This is a genomic window from Bacillus sp. B1-b2 (assembly GCF_009183415.1).
GTDB lineage: Bacteria > Bacillota > Bacilli > Bacillales > Cytobacillaceae > Niallia.
On sequence record NZ_WEHU01000012.1, the window covers coordinates 105,175 to 121,242 of the forward strand.

Sequence of the window (16,068 nt, forward strand, 5' to 3'; positions counted from 1 at the left end):
GCTATTCCTAAGAGTTTATAAAGGATAGCCTTTTTTGTATGATTTTCTTCTAAAGGGAGAACATTATTTTTGTAATAATTTTTTTAGCACGGTACACTAGTAAGTGATTAAGAATAAGGGAGTGTGTAGAATGAACTTTGTTACATTAAATAATGGTTTGAAGATGCCTCAGCTAGGTTTCGGTGTATGGCAAGTTGCAGATGAAGAGGCTGCAGTTGCAGTTAGTACGGCATTTAAGGTTGGGTATACTTCCATTGATACCGCTATGGTTTATAAGAATGAAAAGGGTGTTGGAAAAGCAATCAAGGATTCTTCTATTCCTCGTGAAGATTTGTTTATTACAACAAAGGTTTGGAATAGTGATCAAGGATATGAAAACACGTTAAGAGCATTTGATGAAAGCTTAGAGAGATTAGGTCTTGATTATATTGATCTGTATTTGATCCATTGGCCAACTCCTGAGTATGATGAGTATGTGGATACATATAGAGCATTAGAAAAACTTTATAAAGATGGCAGAGTAAAAGCAATTGGCGTTTGTAACTTTGAAATAGAGCATTTGGAACGTATTATAAAAGAGTGTGAAGTGAAGCCAGTACTTAATCAAGTAGAATGTCATCCATATTTAGCACAAACAGAATTAAAAGAATTTTGTGCTGATCATGATATTTTTATTGAAGCATGGAGTCCACTGGACCAAGGTGGAGAGGTCTTGCAAGACGAAGTTGTTACGAACATTGCAGAAGCAAAAGGAAAAACTCCTGCACAAGTGGTATTACGCTGGCATTTGCAAAATAACACAATTGTTATTCCTAAATCAGTTACTCCTTCTAGAATTGAAGAAAACTTCCAAGTCTTTGACTTTGAGTTAAGTGCTGATGAGATGAGAGAAATAAATGGCATTAATAAGAACAGACGTAAAGGGCCACATCCAAACGAACTAAATATGCGTTAATAAATAAGAAGAAGCCTGGTCAATTCCAGACTTCTTTTTTAGAAAAGAAACCCCTGGCCAATTCCTTAGGTGCTAAAATATGTTTGGCACACCATCAAAACTGTAGCAATCAGAAAAATAAGCGGAAAATTTCCGGTTAAGTGCAGATTAACTCCTATTTTGAGGATATTAAGGGGAGTTTTTCCGGTTAAGTAAAGAAAAATCTATATATTTTATGCGTTTATAGTAAATAGTCGGAAAAACTCCGCCTATTGGAGCTATATTTCAAGATGAAAATAAAATAGTCGGAAATCCTCCGACTATTCTTCTACAGGTAATTAACCTCAAGGAGACACTTACATTAAAATGGATTAGTAGCTATCATACTAGCATTTTTAATATAAATACGAGGATTTAATTTTAATTGGGAAACAATTATTTCTGCTATATCTTCTGGTTGCATGTATTTGTCTTGATTTCCACTTATTAAGTTCGTTTCGACAGCTAAATCAGTCACTACAGTACTAGGAGTTAAGGCAGTAACACGTATATTGTTTCTACGAACTTCTTGCGCTAACGATTCAGTCATTCCAATCAATCCGAACTTAGATGCACTGTAAGCACTTGAGGTTGCAGCACCATTAAGGCCACTTGTAGAGGAAATATTAATAATATCTCCAGCATTTTTTTCTATTAGCTGAGGCAGTACAGTCTTTGTTACATAGTATGGACCCATTAAATTCACATCAATAATTTCTTTCCAAGTGCTAGGATCCATATCCACTAAGGATTCAAACTTTGCAATTCCCGCATTATTGATTAGAATATCGACTTTGCCTAATGTAGTAGTAACATTCTCTATAGCTTTTTCAACATCCTCTAAAGAGGATACATCCATGATTGCATAGGATGATTGAACACCATATTGCTCTAACTCCATAGAAACCTCTTTAAGTGACTCTTCTGTACGACCAAATAATCCGATATTTATACCTTCTTTTGCTAGAGCAATAGCCACTGCTTTTCCAATCCCTCTTCCTGCTCCAGTAATAAAAGCAACTTTACCTTGTAATGATTGAGCCAAAATAAGCAACTCCTTTTCCTTCATCTTAATCTTCCCAATTTCATTGATTACGCTTATATTCTATGCTTTATTACCTATAATAATCAAGAAAGTAGACTTTCGTTGTGCTTGAATATTAGAGAGTTATTTATATATACATATAACTATATCCAGAGCGACAGTTAGTGATTATAATAATGATAAAGTTGTTCTATTAGAGAAAGTGCTTGAGATGGTGAGTTAAGAATTAGAATCATCTTACCATTTAACTAGCTACTAATAACTTTGAAAATCGTTAATAATAAAATAAGGAGAGAATCCATGTCTCTATTAGTCTCCTATAATGGCTTGTTGATAAGTGTATTATTACTTCTTCCTAATTTGTTATTTTTAAGTTTATTCCCACCAAAAGATGTTCCCACTGAAAGTAATAAGAGTCATTTCTTCTTTTATGCAATAGAAAGACTAGGGCAAGTAAGTTGTCTGTTTTTTGTGATTACTACCCCAATAGAATTTATATCATTGAATATTTGGTGGATGTTATTAGTTTTTTGTCTTTGTGCATACTACTTTCTTTGGGTAAGATATCTCCTTAATGGAAGAAAGTATAGTTTTTTATTTTGTTCTTTTTTGCTTATTCCAATCCCAATGGCAGTACTACCTTGTTGTATATTCTTTCTTGCCGCTATAATAGGAGAATCCTTCTGGTTAGGATTAGCAGCACTAATATTCTCTATTGGGCACCTGAAAGTGAGTGGGGCTAAATAAAGCAGAAAACAAATGATTAGGCAGGACGTACTTGTTTGAAGGAGTAAAAAAATGATTATCTTTTTGATTATAAGTGAAGTAATATATGTGGCAAGCTTGCTACCTTGGTTAATTGTGTTTGGATTATCCTTTATGAGCTTTGATAATGGTGTTGGATTTACTAATATTGCTTTTGTGGGGGGAATTGGTCTTTATCCTGTAGCAGTGCTTATATGTTCCATTTTAGGCTGGGTATACAGATTAAGAAAAACAAGAATACTATTATCATTCATTGTATTCCCATGATATGGATCATTGGCTTCCTTGTATTAATTGGTTGGCAATAACAATGCATAAGAGAAGAGAGGTTACATTATCTGCTAACCTCTCTTAATCATTAGTCTGTATTAGATATACAGTGTTTGGATAGAAAACTCCTGACTTATTAGAAATTCTGCTGTTACCCGAACTAACTCTGCAATGAGTGATCTGGTTCCTCGCTTAATCCAATCATTCTTAGTTATACCTGGTTCCGTCGCTTTTTCCATTATATAGATAGAAACAATAGCACCTTTTCTAGTGCACGAATTGTTCCTTGATGATAGGTACCTATGCTAATTTTAAAAGCAAATGAAATGGGGTTAAATTCCCGAGGTGATTTAATAGAAATGCAGTTTTATTTCCCAGGATGGAAGTTTGATAACAAACACCATGCTATGTCTTAACATTAATAAATGAAGATAAGGGAAATTGCCTGTTTTCTACACATAATTAAGCATGCTCTTGACATGGTGTAAAAAGGATATTAATAGGTATTGGGGGAAGTGCAGCAAATGACGGAGGAGTAGGAATGCTCCAGCACTTGGGGTGTATTTTAAAAGTCCAGTAAGAAGATATCGAAATATCTTCTTACTACTAATGTAGTTAGTTCATTAAACGGGAGATATTATTCAATGCATAGATGTGCCATGATTGGCTATTATATAAAAAGAAACCTCTTCAGTATACATTTGTGATTATTTTTCTAACATGGAATGTTGTTATTATATGTTAGAAAATACTGCTTGTTGAAATTATTTGTTTTAATTGATACAAAGATTGAGTTAATAATACATTTTTCTCCAAAATAATCCTTTTTTCATCATTTTTTCATTTTCTTTCTTTATAATACTTCAAGTATATGTTATTTTTAAGATTGTGGATTAAAGAAACTATTGAAATAAAACATAAAAGAAAGAGAGTTTAAAATGAGAGCAAAAAGAAGAATTAATAGGAAAAGAGTTAGATATACTATATTTACCGTTTTGGCAATAATTGTCATCGTGTTAGGGTCATATGTTTATTATGTTTATAATAGTGTAGAAAAAACAGCTGAAGACATGTATACTCCGACTGAGGAAGATAAGAATAGTAATAGTCAAGAAAAAGAAGAAGTTTTAGAAGCGCGAGAACCAATTTCTATTTTACTTATGGGAGTAGACGAAAGAGAAGGAGACGTTGGACGATCCGACGCACTTATGGTACTAACACTTAATCCTGAAAAAGAAAAAATGCAAATAGTAAGCATACCACGTGACACTAAAACAGAAATCATTGGAAAAGGAAAAGTGACAAAAATTAATTCTGCATATGCTTATGGCGGAGTTGATATGGCAAAAGCTACTGTAGAAGATTTCACTGGTATTCATATGGACTATTATATCCAAGTTAATATGGAAGCATTAAGCGCACTTGTTGATGCTCTTGGAGGCATAACAGTTCAAAATGATTTGGACTGGTATGATGAAGGATACTATAAACCAGGATACCATTATAAAAAGGGAGAAATAAAATTGAACGGAGCCAAAGCACTTGGGTTTATTAGAATGCGTCATTTGGATCCTAACGGTGATTTTGGAAGAAATGAAAGACAGCGTAAGGTCTTAAATAGTATTATTGATAAAGCAACCAGTGTTTCCTCTGTCAAAAATTTCAAAGAAATCCTAGATGCTTTAGGTAAAAATGTTAAAACAAATATTGCTTTTGATCAAATGATGGATATCCAAAAAAATTATCGAAAAGTATTATCATCTATTGAACAATATGAAGTTACTGGAGAAGGGACCCCACCAGGAGAAACATATTACTTGATTGTTTCTGAAGAAGAAAAAGAAAAAGTACATGATTTGTTAAGTGAAAATCTACAATAATTAAGAAGGAACAGTTACTTTCTGTTAAGAAGGAGACTGTTCCTTCTTATTAAGGCTAATTACTTATCTTCTTTTTTACTTTTCTTTTCTTTCTCCTCTTTTACCTTCCTTTGTTCATCTGTAACCTTAAAATCACGGTCAACCGTTTTATCCTTTAAATCTTTGTTTGTAACCATTTTAATCACACCTTTCGTCTTTCTCTCTATATAGACGTAATGAAAGAATAGTAAACTTGTATTCAAAGATAATTGGAGAAAAATAAATGAAGGGATTTTGGATTGAATTTATATGAATGACGGGTAAAAATGTGGAAGAACGTAATTTTAGCAGCTGGCTATAAGAGTCGAGATCTTTATAAGTGAGAGTAGGAAAGGATGAGGCCAAACGAATTAGGCCTCATCCTCATAATGTTGAAAAACAAAATTGTCTATGGGAAAAAAAGTGAAAATAACGGTGAAACCCCTGGTATATTCAATAGAAAACGAGAGAGCTTGTATGTACGTCACCTATTCAAATGTAAATAGTAAAATTAAAATCGATGCGGTGATATTGGATTTTGTAATGAGACAGTTGAAAGTCTTCTATCCCTTTCGAACAGGTTGACCAATGAAATACTTAAGAAAACTAACATCCCAAAAAGATCTATGGCATCAGCTTGACGCAAAAGTAATTTAGAAAGATAAAATAGAATTTTTATCCAGATGATCTACGTTCCATGGGTGAGACTCCCTGTGGGATCTGCGAGACAGCTGAGCCCCTGCAGGCGCATGTGTAGACCGCGGCTCAGCGCGAGCCCCACAGAAATCATCCCCTATTCCGTTAGTTCATTACCTATGCAAGTTCTCGACAGACTAATGCCACATAAATTATTCATCTTCATTTTTTATAGCATTTCTATCGTAAAGTTTGTCTCTAATGCACTTTTTGGTGAGATGGTAGTTATATTTCTATTTGTATTTATCTCATCCATCAAGCCCATCCAAGGCTCGATACATACATATTCTTCTTCCTTCTCTGTCCATACAGCTATATATTTATATTCTGGACTAAAGGTTAATTGAATAGAAGAATGATTTTCATTTTGGAATATTACTACATTTTCTTTTAGTTCAGTGAAAACCTGTGCTTCATGGAGGGATACTTCAGTTGGAAAACCACTTTTATCCTTCCATTGTCTATCATGGTAATCGAAGCGTTTAGTAGAGGGAATAGTATAGTTAATTTTCTTATGATTTCCTTTGAAATATGGATGGAAACCAGCGGATATTGGCATTTCGTCTTCTGAATCGTTGATAAATTGTTGCTTAATCATAAGTGAAGAAGCATTAAGTGTGTATGTGAATAGAATGGTAAAAGCAAATGGAAAGGCATCCAAGGTTTCTTGTGTTGAAGTTAAACTTACATCAATCTCAGCATAATCCTCTGTTAGTTCAGTTCTTTCAACGACCCACTCCATATCTCGAGCAAATCCATGATTATTCATTGCATAAGTATGGTTGTTCCATCTATATTGCTTATTTGTTAAAGCTCCACAAATGGGGAAAAGAATAGGAATGCCACCCCGAATGCTTTTACTCATATCATAGAAAGAATCATTATCCATATACAAGAGAGATTCATTTTTTATTGTTAACTCCGTAATCATGCCTCCTCTAGTAAGGGAGAGAAGTAGTTTAGATTGTAGTGCATTATTTTCTAACTTGACCATTTTCATTCCACGGTCTGTATAGGTATTCATTGTAAACATATTAGCACCTCAGGACATAAATTTTTTTGATCTAATAAGAGTCTATCTTACACAATTTAGCAAAACAAGACAATGAACAAACCTTCATTTAATAGGGATATTTCCAAAGTAGAATCATAGAATTATTTATAGAATGTCTCACGGATAGAGAGAGTCCATCTATTAGGATGATAAGACGAGTGCCTGTTGGTAAAAGACTTCATGAAGAGCCGGGAGATAGTCTATAAATAAGGGGAAGAACTATTCTTCCGAAGGAGTGGACTCCATGAAAGAAAATAGATTGGCTAATCTTTTTTGGGAAGGGATAACTTTGGAACATGTAAATCATAAAGGGATAGTATATCCATATATCATGTTCATGTTAGTTGCTTTTGTATTTGAAATGTTTTTAACTATTTTAATAGGCATTTCTATTTACTATTATATTCAATTCTCCTATTATCCTAACACTTCTTTTTATCTCCTATCTACTTTGTTATTGCTCCTCTTAATAACTACTGGTATTACACTAAAGAGTCTCTATCATAAGTGTAAACAGACTGAAATGCTAAATTAACTTGGTTATTGTGCATTCAGAAAACTGTTTCTATTATCTTAATAACTCCAACTAATTAAAAAAGCGGTTCATTAAAGAGGTATCAGAACCATGAAAGCAAAAAAAATGAAGAGGAACGGTTCTTAGAAGGCTCCTCACAATGACTTTGTAAGATTGAAACAGCCGCAATCTAGAAATAGGGTATTTATAAATTTATAAAAACAGTCATAGCAGCACATAGTTACTTTGACATTTACATATTTGCTTTCTTTCTCATTTAAATCCCTATAAATATAGGCTATATCATGAAAAATATTGTTAGATTTTTTCAAATGATGGTAAAATAGTACTATATTTTATCTTGTATTACAGTTTTTATAAGATTGTTGCTTAATGCTCTAAATCATATAAGCCTGATGAAATAAATAATGTTTCTTAAAAGCTGTTAATATGACGAGCGCAATCGAATAAGCAGTAATAGTGAGGAGAAGACATGTGGAGTGTTAAAAGAATAGTAGGATTCACATTTGTTAGCACTCTATTTATTTTCATGGGGTGGAATATTCTCTTTTATGATAACAAATGGTTAATAGCTTTAGGATTAAATATCATGCAAATAGGAGCAGGATTATTTAGTCTCTACTGGATATGGTCCTTAGTGAAGAATAAAAGCGTGAAAAAACTCTTTTGGAGGTTTATTCTGATTGGAGTCCAATTTTATTTATTGTCCAATTTTATTTGGTTATATGGACAACTAAAGTTTGGGATGATTAATCAGACCATTATTTCTTATAGTTTATGGTTTATAGCCTATTTATTTTTCATAACAGCCTTACTTGTTAAGATACAGGCAGTGAGTAAGAAAGTTTCTATTGGCTTTCAATTTTTTTACATGATCATATATGCAATCACTATCTTTTCTATTAGCATTGATTACTTAATTCAGCCTCTATTACAATCAACTACTGGCTCCTTTTTTAAACGACTGGTAACATTAGGATATCCAATCACAAATATCATTATTTTATTTGTTTTATCGGTATTATATTATGTTACAAAATACAGTTCTGAGAAAAAGTTAATGCTGACAATTAGCTGTGGTTTTCTATTTCAGGTTATTGCTGATACATACTTAGTCTATTCCTCTATTCATAATACCTTCCAATACGGTACTATTTTAGATGTTTTTTGGATATTTTCTTTATTATTTATTGGCTATGCAGCTGTTTATGATCGGAAGAGGGAGAGCGCTCACCAAGAGAACATGGTATATGATAGAGCAAAAGAGGAAATCTCTATTTTTCCTTACTTAAGTATCATAATGCTTCTTTTTTTAGTTTTTACTAGTAGATGGGAATTTAATGCAATAAGCTTAGGATTATCCGTTTTGCTTCTTTTTATTATTATATACCAGTCCTTTGTGCTAAATAAAAATGAAAAATTAAGAAAAGAGTATACATATATAGCTAATCATGATTCACTTACTGGTTTGAAAAATAGAATTAGTTTTCTAGAAATCTTAAATCACTTGATAAGATGTAAAAAGGACACTAATACTGGCATTCTATTAATTAATCTAGATCGGTTTAAAACAGTAAATGATTCATTAGGACATGACAAAGGAGATCAAATCTTAGTTCAGGCTGCGAAAAGGCTAGAATCTTTCATTAGTAATGGGGAATACCTCTTTCGAATTGGTGGAGATGAATTTGTAATCATACTATCCAATACAACGGAAGAATATTGTGTAGAACAATCGAAAAGGATAGTAAGGCAGTTTGGTGACCCATTTTTCCTTTCTGATTGTGAAATAATGGTAACAACGAGTATTGGTAGTAGTATTTATCCTGAGAATGGAAAATCAGCAGAAGAATTACTTAGAAACGCAGATATTGCTATGAACTATGTAAAAGAAACAGGAAAAAATCATTTCCAGCATTTTCATTCAGAACGGATGGCAAACGTTAAGCGGAAGCTACTATTAGAACAAGGGCTAAGTAAAGCGGTAAAAGAAAATCAATTCTTCCTCTTATATCAACCAAAAGTAGATTTAAGAAATAGAAAAATCATTAGTGTTGAAGCATTACTTCGCTGGCAACATCCAAAATTAGGACTTGTCTCCCCAGTGGAATTTATCCCTATAGCAGAAGAAACAGGGCAGATTATTGCAATTGGTAATTGGGTATTAAAGAAAGCGTGTGAACAGATTAAGATTTGGAGAAAGAATGGTTTTATGGATTTAACCATCTCAGTAAATGTCTCTGTTATACAGCTACAACAAGATGATTTTATAGCAAATGTGCAAAAAACATTAGAGAATGTCTCTTTACCTACTAGCATTATTGAATTAGAAATAACAGAGAGTATTATGCAGGATATACAGGAATCTACGAAAATATTAAGTCAGTTAAGAAGTTTAGGAATATCAATATCCATTGATGATTTTGGAACGGGCTATTCTTCTTTATATATTTTGCAAAAACTACCAATCAATTCTATTAAGATAGATAAAGCTTTTATGGAAAATCTTAATGATGATAATCAACGTACCATATTAAAAACAATGATAGAGATGGGCAATAATCTTGGCTTGAATGTTATTGTAGAAGGAATTGAAGAGGAAAATCAGATTAATTTATTGTTAGATTATCATTGTTACTTAGGTCAAGGCTATTTCTTTTCTGAACCTGTTAATGCGATAGAATTAGAAGACATGCTACGACAGAATGCAATTGGTTATATATGAGAAGAGAAAGGGACAAATTCTAGAAATGATAGGAGAATTTGTCCCTTTATTTGCTTATTTACTCTGATATCTTTTACTCCTAGAAATAGGAAGATCTGTATTATCAGATGAAGAATCATCCACTGTTATTTCTTTGGAATGTCTATTAAAAAGCTTTTTCATCCCGTAAAATAGAAGTCTGATGAAAAGGTACGCTGCAAAGAAGAGCAAAAATCCATAAATTCCTACTACTGCATCGGCAAACTCGACATTTCCACTATTAGTTATTCCTTGTTGTATTTCAATGGCAAATACTAAAACTAAAATCATGGTAAAGGTATAGATAAAAGAAATGCTCGTGATACTCCATTTTGCTAGTCGTTTGAAGAGAAGCTGTACGAAAAAAAACGAAATGATGCCAATAAGTCCAATAATCCATAAGTGTAACTCTTTATCTGTTGCTTGAAATCCAAGACTTCTTGCTAATTCCTGTAGAACTTCATGAAAGATATTAACAATATCAGAAACGAGCTTAAAGAATTCAACCATATATTATCCTCCTCGTATCTTTTAATATCTATTTTACCAGAAATCGCCTAAGTAGGAGAAGATTTATTAAGAATGAAGTAGGACAGATTGGAGATAAGGGTAATGTTTCCTATTTTAAAATTATTTAACGGTAAAGTTGAATGATTTTTTTATTGTTTTTTCTTTCGATAAGAAGGTGAAAATGACTTTATAAGTACCTGTAGAGAGTTTTTTTGTTGAAACCTTGTAGTTAACACTTCCACCAGGTTTTAAAAAGTATGTAGAAGGTATTTTTTTCATAATGGAGTTATCCTGTTCTTCCACTATTTCCCCATCTTCTTTATAAATCTTATAGAGGTACTGTTGAGTTGTCTCAAAGTGAAAAGTGAAAGAGTGCTCAGAAGTATTTTTTATTTGAAAATATAAGTGATTATCTGTACTAATTTGTTCATGAGTTATAGAAGTTTCTAGATTGCTTAATACATCAGTAGAGCCTTTATTACTATTCAGATCCTCTTTAGGTGGCACTGTTATTTCTAGACTCGGTTCATCATTACTTATAGAGGTCTCAAGCGGAGTATCTTCTTCTTTTTCGACACCACTTTCAGAATGTGAATTTGCTAATTTCGTACCTTCTTCATAAGAGCAACCAGTTAACGAGAGAAAAATAGCAAAATAAACTCCTTTTTTTAAAATCATTCAAAATCCTCCTTTTCATTTACCTCCTATTATTCCCCCTTTTGTTACAAATTTAAAATTAAAATTTAAAGGCGAAATATGTTGAAAAATGTAAATAGAATGATGCGATAGTAATATCTATGATTAGTCTAATACCAATAATTATTTCGATATAAAAATAGTATGTGAGTAAATAGTATGAATTATTACTATTTTCTGAAATAAATATTCAAATTTTTATTGCTTTTTGCTATATTAATATTCAGACATCTCTGAAAATTACATTATATTACTATTTTACTAGAAAATAAAGTGACAGGAAGAAGGAGGGAGAAAGATACCTGTCATAAATAAAAATGGGGAGACTTGAAATATGTTAAATTGGAAAAAAATAATGGGAACTTCGGTTTTATCAGCTAGTTTAGTAGTAAGTTCATTTGCTCCATTTGCTAGCAAAATAGACAAGGTGGAAGCAAAATCTAACACTGTAGTACATACACATGATGATTCAACACTACCTTTTATGACTAATCATGCAAGTGGTCCATTTGATATTGGAATGGTAAACAAAGAAAAACTATTATCTTCCTTAATAGAGCAGGGCATTATTGACTCTAGTGCTTCTAAAGAAGAGCAAGAGAATCAATTGAATGCTTATCTAAAAGTACGTGCTGATAAGGCCAAAACGATGGAAGAAGATCCAAAGGAAGTTCGATCAGAAATCCAAAAACAAGCTGGACTTGAAGCAGTTGCTGCTGGTGTCCCGAAAGAATCGAAACAGGGAAAAGTAGCAGCAAATGCTAAGGCCCCTTCATCTATTGAAGAAGAAGGGTGGAATGGGGAAGTAATTACAGATGAAGTACTAGTTTTACTGATTGATTTCCCAGATAACCCTAATAGTAGTATCACAGCAGAAGATAATCCAGTCCTTTTATATGATGATTATACAAAAGAGCATTATGAAGATATGGTCTTCGGTGACTCCACTTACAAAGGTGGGAATGGAGAAGACTTTATTACCATGAAAGCCTTCTATGAGGAGCAATCTGGTGGTAGTTATACTATTGATGGTGCTGTTTCTGACTGGTATAGAGCGAAGCATCCTGCTGCTTATTATGGTGCAAACTATCCAACTGCGGATGGAAGCGATATCAGACCGAGAGATCTAGTAAAAGAAGCTTTGGAAGATGCTGCAAACGATCCAAACATTGATTTATCTCAATTTGATAAAGAAGATCTATATGATCTAGATGGTGATGGCGATTATCGTGAGCCAGACGGTATTATTGATCACTTAATGATTGTACATGCTGGTACAGGAGAGGAAGCTGGAGGTGGTAGAGTTGGTGCTGATGCCATCTGGTCACATAGCTGGAGTTTAGCAAGTCCTTCGGTTATACCTGGGACAGAAGGAGATGCAGAAGTTCCTTATTGGGGCGGGGGTTTAGCTGCATACGATTACACTATTCAACCAGAGGATGGTGCAACAGGTGTATTTGCTCATGAATTTGGACATGATTTAGGCCTTCCAGATGAATACGATACAAACTATACAGCAGATGGAGTAGGAGCACCAACCGATTACTGGAGTATTATGTCATCAGGTAGTTGGGCTGGTATGATTAATGGAACAGAACCAACTGGTTTTAGTCCTCATAACAAAGAGTTTCTTCAAGATAAATGGCCAAATTCTAACTGGTTTAAAGATGTTGAATATAGTTTAGAAGATATAAAAAATGGTACTAAAACACTGAATCTAGACCAAGCAAGTGTAAAAGGTACAAATGCTGATGGAATTAAAGTTACTTTGCCTAATAAAGTAACGAAAATCAATACACCTCCAAGCGGTCAATATGAGTATTTTAGTGGAAGTGGCAATGATTTAAATAATGATTTAATCACTACTGTTGACTTATCAGAAGCAGAAAGTGCAGAGTTTTCTTTTAAAGCGAATTATGATATAGAGAGCGATTGGGACTATGCATCTGTTCAAGTAAATGATGGGACAGGCTGGGTAACCATTCCTGGAGTTAATGATAGTGGGCAAGTAATTACAACCACTTATAATCCAAATGAACAAAATCCTGGATTTGGGATAACTGGTAATTCAAATGGGTGGATTCAAGCTAACTTTAGTCTCTCCGATTATGTTGGGAAAGAAATTCAATTGAAGATTAATTATTGGACAGATGTTGCAGCTGTATTACCTGGATTATACGTTGATGATCTTGCAATTGAAGTAGATGGAGAAGCCGTAGTATTCGATGATGCCGAATCTGATACATCTGCTTTTAACACAGAAGGATTTACGAAGTCTGATGGTACAATTACATCTGAGCACTATTATTTAATTGAATGGAGAAACTGGGATGCAGCAGATACAGCACTTGGGCGTATTGCTAGAGGCGATTCTGTCATGACTTTAGATCCTGGTATGGTTGTTTGGTATGTAGACAATAAATATTCGGATAACTGGGTAGGAGATCATCCAGGTGATGGATTCCTAGGAGTAGTAGATGCACATCAAGCTTCTGCTAAAAGATCAGATACTGGAAATACAGTATTTAGTACTAGATATCAAATTCAAGATGCTGCTTTCTCTTTAAATTCAACAGATTCAATGAATTTAGGGATGGGATTATACAATATTACATTAGATTCTCAACCAGCTGTTCCAACATTTAATGATTATAAGGATTATTCTAATCCAGATTTAATCTATGCTGGGCGCAATGTACCTAAATATGGTCTGAGCTTTAGTGTTGTTGGTCAATCGGAAGATAATACGGTTGCACAGATTCAGTTATCCTATGATGACCACGAACCAAAGGTAGAAGTGAATGGATTGCAAGATATCTATTCTAGCAATGAAGGATTTAATACACTTGATTTATCTGTTACAAGTGATGATGAAGCATTAGATAGAGAAATTACAGTAACAGCTAATGTATTAAATGATAAAAATGAGACAGTTGTCTCCTCTGAAGAGAAGTATACTTCTGATTTAGAAGAAAAAGAGTTAGGGTTTAAACTTATGCTTCCAGAGGATCTGCCTTCTGGAGACTATACGTTAGAGGTTACAGTTGCAACTCCTGAAGAAGTAAGAGCTACAAGTACCAAGACGTTTAAGGTGGACAATGAGGCACCTACTCCTGACCTAGGAGAAAATAATGGCTCTGAAGAAGTGACAAATAACGTTTCAGTAACAGTTTCGGTTCCAGATGCAAAAGAGGATAGTTTAGAATATCTATGGTCTACATCAAATGATCTTGCTGATAAAGATTTACTTGCAGCAAAAGGAATGAAACGTTCTGTTACCGAATTAGATGCATGGAAACCATTTAAAAATGGAGATACATTGACGTTAGATGGACATAGTGGGATGTACTATCTACATGTTCGAGGACAAGACTTATTAGGAAATAAAATAGAGTGGACTTCAAACGCATTTAATGTAGATACAGATGTTCCTTCTATCACTTTAAGTGGAGATAATCCATTTGTCCTTCAAGCAGGAACAAGCTTTAATGAACCAGGCTTTACTGCAACCGATAATATAGATGGGAATATAACAGAGTTAGTGGAAGTACATGGTTTAGATTCCCTGGATGTAAACAAACCAGGTGAATATGTACTAACATATGCAGTAACAGATAAAGCTGGAAATTCTGCCGAAGTGAAAAGAACTGTTCATGTAGTGGATGAAGAAAAACCATATATTACATTGACAGATGGAACAGTAGAAGTGGAAGCTGGAACGGAATATGTAGAACCAGGTTTTGAAGCCACAGATAATGTTGATGGTGATTTAACAGAGGAAGTGCAAGTTTCTGGCGAGGTTGATATTATTAGACCAGGTGAGTATACATTAACTTATACTGTCACAGATTCCAGTGATAATAGTTATAGTGTTACTCGTGCCATTATAGTAGTAGATACGACTGCTCCTGTATTGACATTAGATGGAGAAGAAAATGTAGTATTGGAAGCTGGATCAGAATATGTAGAACAAGGCTATTCGGTTTCAGATATAGTAGATGGTGATTTAACTGAATCAGTAGAAGTTTATGGTTATGTTGACACAACAACTACAGGAGAATACGAGTTATATTATATCGTGGTAGATTCGAGTGGTAATGAAGTAGTAGTAGTACGAACGATAACTGTTCAAGATACAACTGCTCCAATCCTTACACTTTCTGGCGAGGAAACAATTACATTAGAGTCTGGACAAGCCTACTTAGAGCCTGGCTTTACGGCTAGTGATATAGTAGACGGTAATATTTCAGACAAAGTAGTAGTTTCGGGAGATCTTCGATTTGCAGTAGGAACATACACAGTAACATATACAGTAACAGATGCTGCTGGTAATACAGCAACAGCTAATCGAACAATTAAAGTTCAAGACACAACAGCACCAGAGTTATCTCTTAAGGGTAGTCATTCTATTACTCTTCTAAAAGGAGAGGAATATAAAGAGCATGGTTACCTAGCAAAAGATAATGTAGATGGAGATTTAACAAACAATGTAACAGTCTCAGGAGAAGTAGACACAAACAATGTGGGAGGTTATACGCTCACATATACAGTTGTAGACTCTTCCGGAAATAAAACCTCTGTAGAAAGAACCATTGTTGTTAATGAGTTGCCAGTAACTAATGAAGAAAGTAATCAAGGAACTGGCTCACCAGGTAATAATGGGTCATCAGGTACGACTGAAAATAAAGGAAGTACAAGTAATACAGGTAAAACAAACACTGGAGAAACCATTAAATCTACTAACACAAATAGTTCATCTGGCAGTAAGCTTCCTAATACTGCAAGTTCCACTTATAATTGGATTCTAGCAGGTGCTATCATTCTTGTAGTAGGTATTAGCTTGGTTGTTATCCAAAGACGAAAAAAAGCATAAAAAGCACAAA

General features: G+C 33.8%; 12 protein-coding genes and 1 pseudogene. 8 read left to right on the forward strand and 5 right to left on the reverse strand.

Features of this window, described 5'->3' with window-relative positions; all coding sequences use genetic code 11:
• The first annotated feature begins 130 nt into the window (after positions 1 to 130).
• Positions 131 to 955 (forward strand): aldo/keto reductase, encoded by an 825-nt coding sequence (locus tag F9279_RS13470; protein ID WP_152113843.1) that lies wholly within the window; start codon positions 131 to 133, stop codon positions 953 to 955.
• A 340-nt stretch (positions 956 to 1,295) separates the two neighbouring features.
• On the opposite strand, the gene F9279_RS13475 is transcribed toward F9279_RS13470, so the two are convergent.
• On the reverse strand, positions 1,296 to 2,018 hold the full coding sequence (locus tag F9279_RS13475) for a 3-ketoacyl-ACP reductase (protein WP_152113845.1): 723 nt from the start codon (positions 2,016 to 2,018) through the stop codon (positions 1,296 to 1,298).
• 609 nt (positions 2,019 to 2,627) lie between these two features.
• Between F9279_RS13475 and F9279_RS25700 the strand changes: the two genes are divergently transcribed.
• Both F9279_RS25700 and F9279_RS13480 read left to right on the forward strand, forming a co-directional pair.
• On the forward strand, positions 2,628 to 2,765 hold the full coding sequence (locus tag F9279_RS25700; protein WP_226793495.1) for a hypothetical protein: 138 nt from the start codon (positions 2,628 to 2,630) through the stop codon (positions 2,763 to 2,765).
• Between the two features lie 51 nt (positions 2,766 to 2,816).
• Complete coding sequence (locus tag F9279_RS13480; RefSeq protein WP_152113847.1) at positions 2,817 to 3,050, forward strand: hypothetical protein; 234 nt, start codon at positions 2,817 to 2,819, stop codon at positions 3,048 to 3,050.
• Positions 3,051 to 3,151: 101 nt separating this feature from the next.
• Here F9279_RS13480 and F9279_RS25205 read toward each other — a convergent pair whose 3' ends face one another.
• Positions 3,152 to 3,292, reverse strand: coding sequence for a hypothetical protein (locus F9279_RS25205; RefSeq protein ID WP_193224569.1), 141 nt, complete (start codon positions 3,290 to 3,292; stop codon positions 3,152 to 3,154).
• A 239-nt stretch (positions 3,293 to 3,531) separates the two neighbouring features.
• Here F9279_RS25205 and F9279_RS13485 point away from each other — a divergent pair.
• Positions 3,532 to 3,624 (forward strand): annotated as a pseudogene (locus F9279_RS13485) (glycerate kinase); the annotation flags it as partial.
• Positions 3,625 to 3,991: 367 nt separating this feature from the next.
• Positions 3,992 to 4,933 carry an LCP family protein gene (locus F9279_RS13490; RefSeq protein WP_152113849.1) on the forward strand — a complete coding sequence of 314 codons (942 nt, stop codon included), beginning with the start codon at positions 3,992 to 3,994 and terminating at the stop codon, positions 4,931 to 4,933.
• 883 nt (positions 4,934 to 5,816) lie between these two features.
• Here F9279_RS13490 and F9279_RS13495 read toward each other — a convergent pair.
• Positions 5,817 to 6,680, reverse strand: a complete 864-nt coding sequence (locus F9279_RS13495) for a hypothetical protein (protein WP_152113850.1) — start codon at positions 6,678 to 6,680, stop codon at positions 5,817 to 5,819.
• 265 nt (positions 6,681 to 6,945) lie between these two features.
• On the opposite strand from F9279_RS13495, the gene F9279_RS13500 reads away from it, so the two are divergent.
• Together F9279_RS13500 and F9279_RS13505 are read left to right on the forward strand one after the other, a co-directional pair.
• On the forward strand, positions 6,946 to 7,236 hold the full coding sequence (locus F9279_RS13500) for a hypothetical protein (RefSeq protein ID WP_152113852.1): 291 nt from the start codon (positions 6,946 to 6,948) through the stop codon (positions 7,234 to 7,236).
• Between the two features lie 472 nt (positions 7,237 to 7,708).
• Positions 7,709 to 9,961, forward strand: coding sequence for an EAL domain-containing protein (locus F9279_RS13505; protein ID WP_152113854.1), 2,253 nt, complete (start codon positions 7,709 to 7,711; stop codon positions 9,959 to 9,961).
• Positions 9,962 to 10,015: 54 nt separating this feature from the next.
• On the opposite strand, the gene F9279_RS13510 is transcribed toward F9279_RS13505, so the two are convergent.
• The gene (locus tag F9279_RS13510) at positions 10,016 to 10,489 is read right to left on the reverse strand and encodes a hypothetical protein (RefSeq protein ID WP_152113855.1); all 474 of its coding nucleotides are present in this window, start codon (positions 10,487 to 10,489) and stop codon (positions 10,016 to 10,018) included.
• Between the two features lie 120 nt (positions 10,490 to 10,609).
• Complete coding sequence (locus tag F9279_RS13515) at positions 10,610 to 11,167, reverse strand: BsuPI-related putative proteinase inhibitor (protein ID WP_152113857.1); 558 nt, start codon at positions 11,165 to 11,167, stop codon at positions 10,610 to 10,612.
• 352 nt (positions 11,168 to 11,519) lie between these two features.
• Between F9279_RS13515 and F9279_RS13520 the strand changes: the two genes are divergently transcribed.
• A complete protein-coding gene (locus F9279_RS13520; protein ID WP_152113859.1) occupies positions 11,520 to 16,058 on the forward strand; it encodes an immune inhibitor A domain-containing protein in 4,539 nt (1,512 codons plus the stop codon).
• The last annotated feature ends 10 nt before the right edge of the window (positions 16,059 to 16,068 follow it).

Excerpts from the sequence above, each read along its gene's own strand:
- F9279_RS13500 (WP_152113852.1), top strand. The coding sequence starts at position 6,946 with ATGAAAGAAAATAGATTGGCTAATCTTTTTTGGGAAGGGATAACTTTG.
- F9279_RS13470 (WP_152113843.1), top strand. The coding sequence starts at position 131 with ATGAACTTTGTTACATTAAATAATGGTTTGAAGATGCCTCAGCTAGGT.
- F9279_RS13505 (WP_152113854.1), top strand. The coding sequence starts at position 7,709 with ATGTGGAGTGTTAAAAGAATAGTAGGATTCACATTTGTTAGCACTCTA.
- F9279_RS13495 (WP_152113850.1), bottom strand. The coding sequence starts at position 6,680 with ATGTTTACAATGAATACCTATACAGACCGTGGAATGAAAATGGTCAAG.
- F9279_RS13510 (WP_152113855.1), bottom strand. The coding sequence starts at position 10,489 with ATGGTTGAATTCTTTAAGCTCGTTTCTGATATTGTTAATATCTTTCAT.
- F9279_RS25205 (WP_193224569.1), bottom strand. The coding sequence starts at position 3,292 with ATGGAAAAAGCGACGGAACCAGGTATAACTAAGAATGATTGGATTAAG.
- F9279_RS13515 (WP_152113857.1), bottom strand. The coding sequence starts at position 11,167 with ATGATTTTAAAAAAAGGAGTTTATTTTGCTATTTTTCTCTCGTTAACT.
- F9279_RS13490 (WP_152113849.1), top strand. The coding sequence starts at position 3,992 with ATGAGAGCAAAAAGAAGAATTAATAGGAAAAGAGTTAGATATACTATA.
- F9279_RS13480 (WP_152113847.1), top strand. The coding sequence starts at position 2,817 with ATGATTATCTTTTTGATTATAAGTGAAGTAATATATGTGGCAAGCTTG.
- F9279_RS13520 (WP_152113859.1), top strand. The coding sequence starts at position 11,520 with ATGTTAAATTGGAAAAAAATAATGGGAACTTCGGTTTTATCAGCTAGT.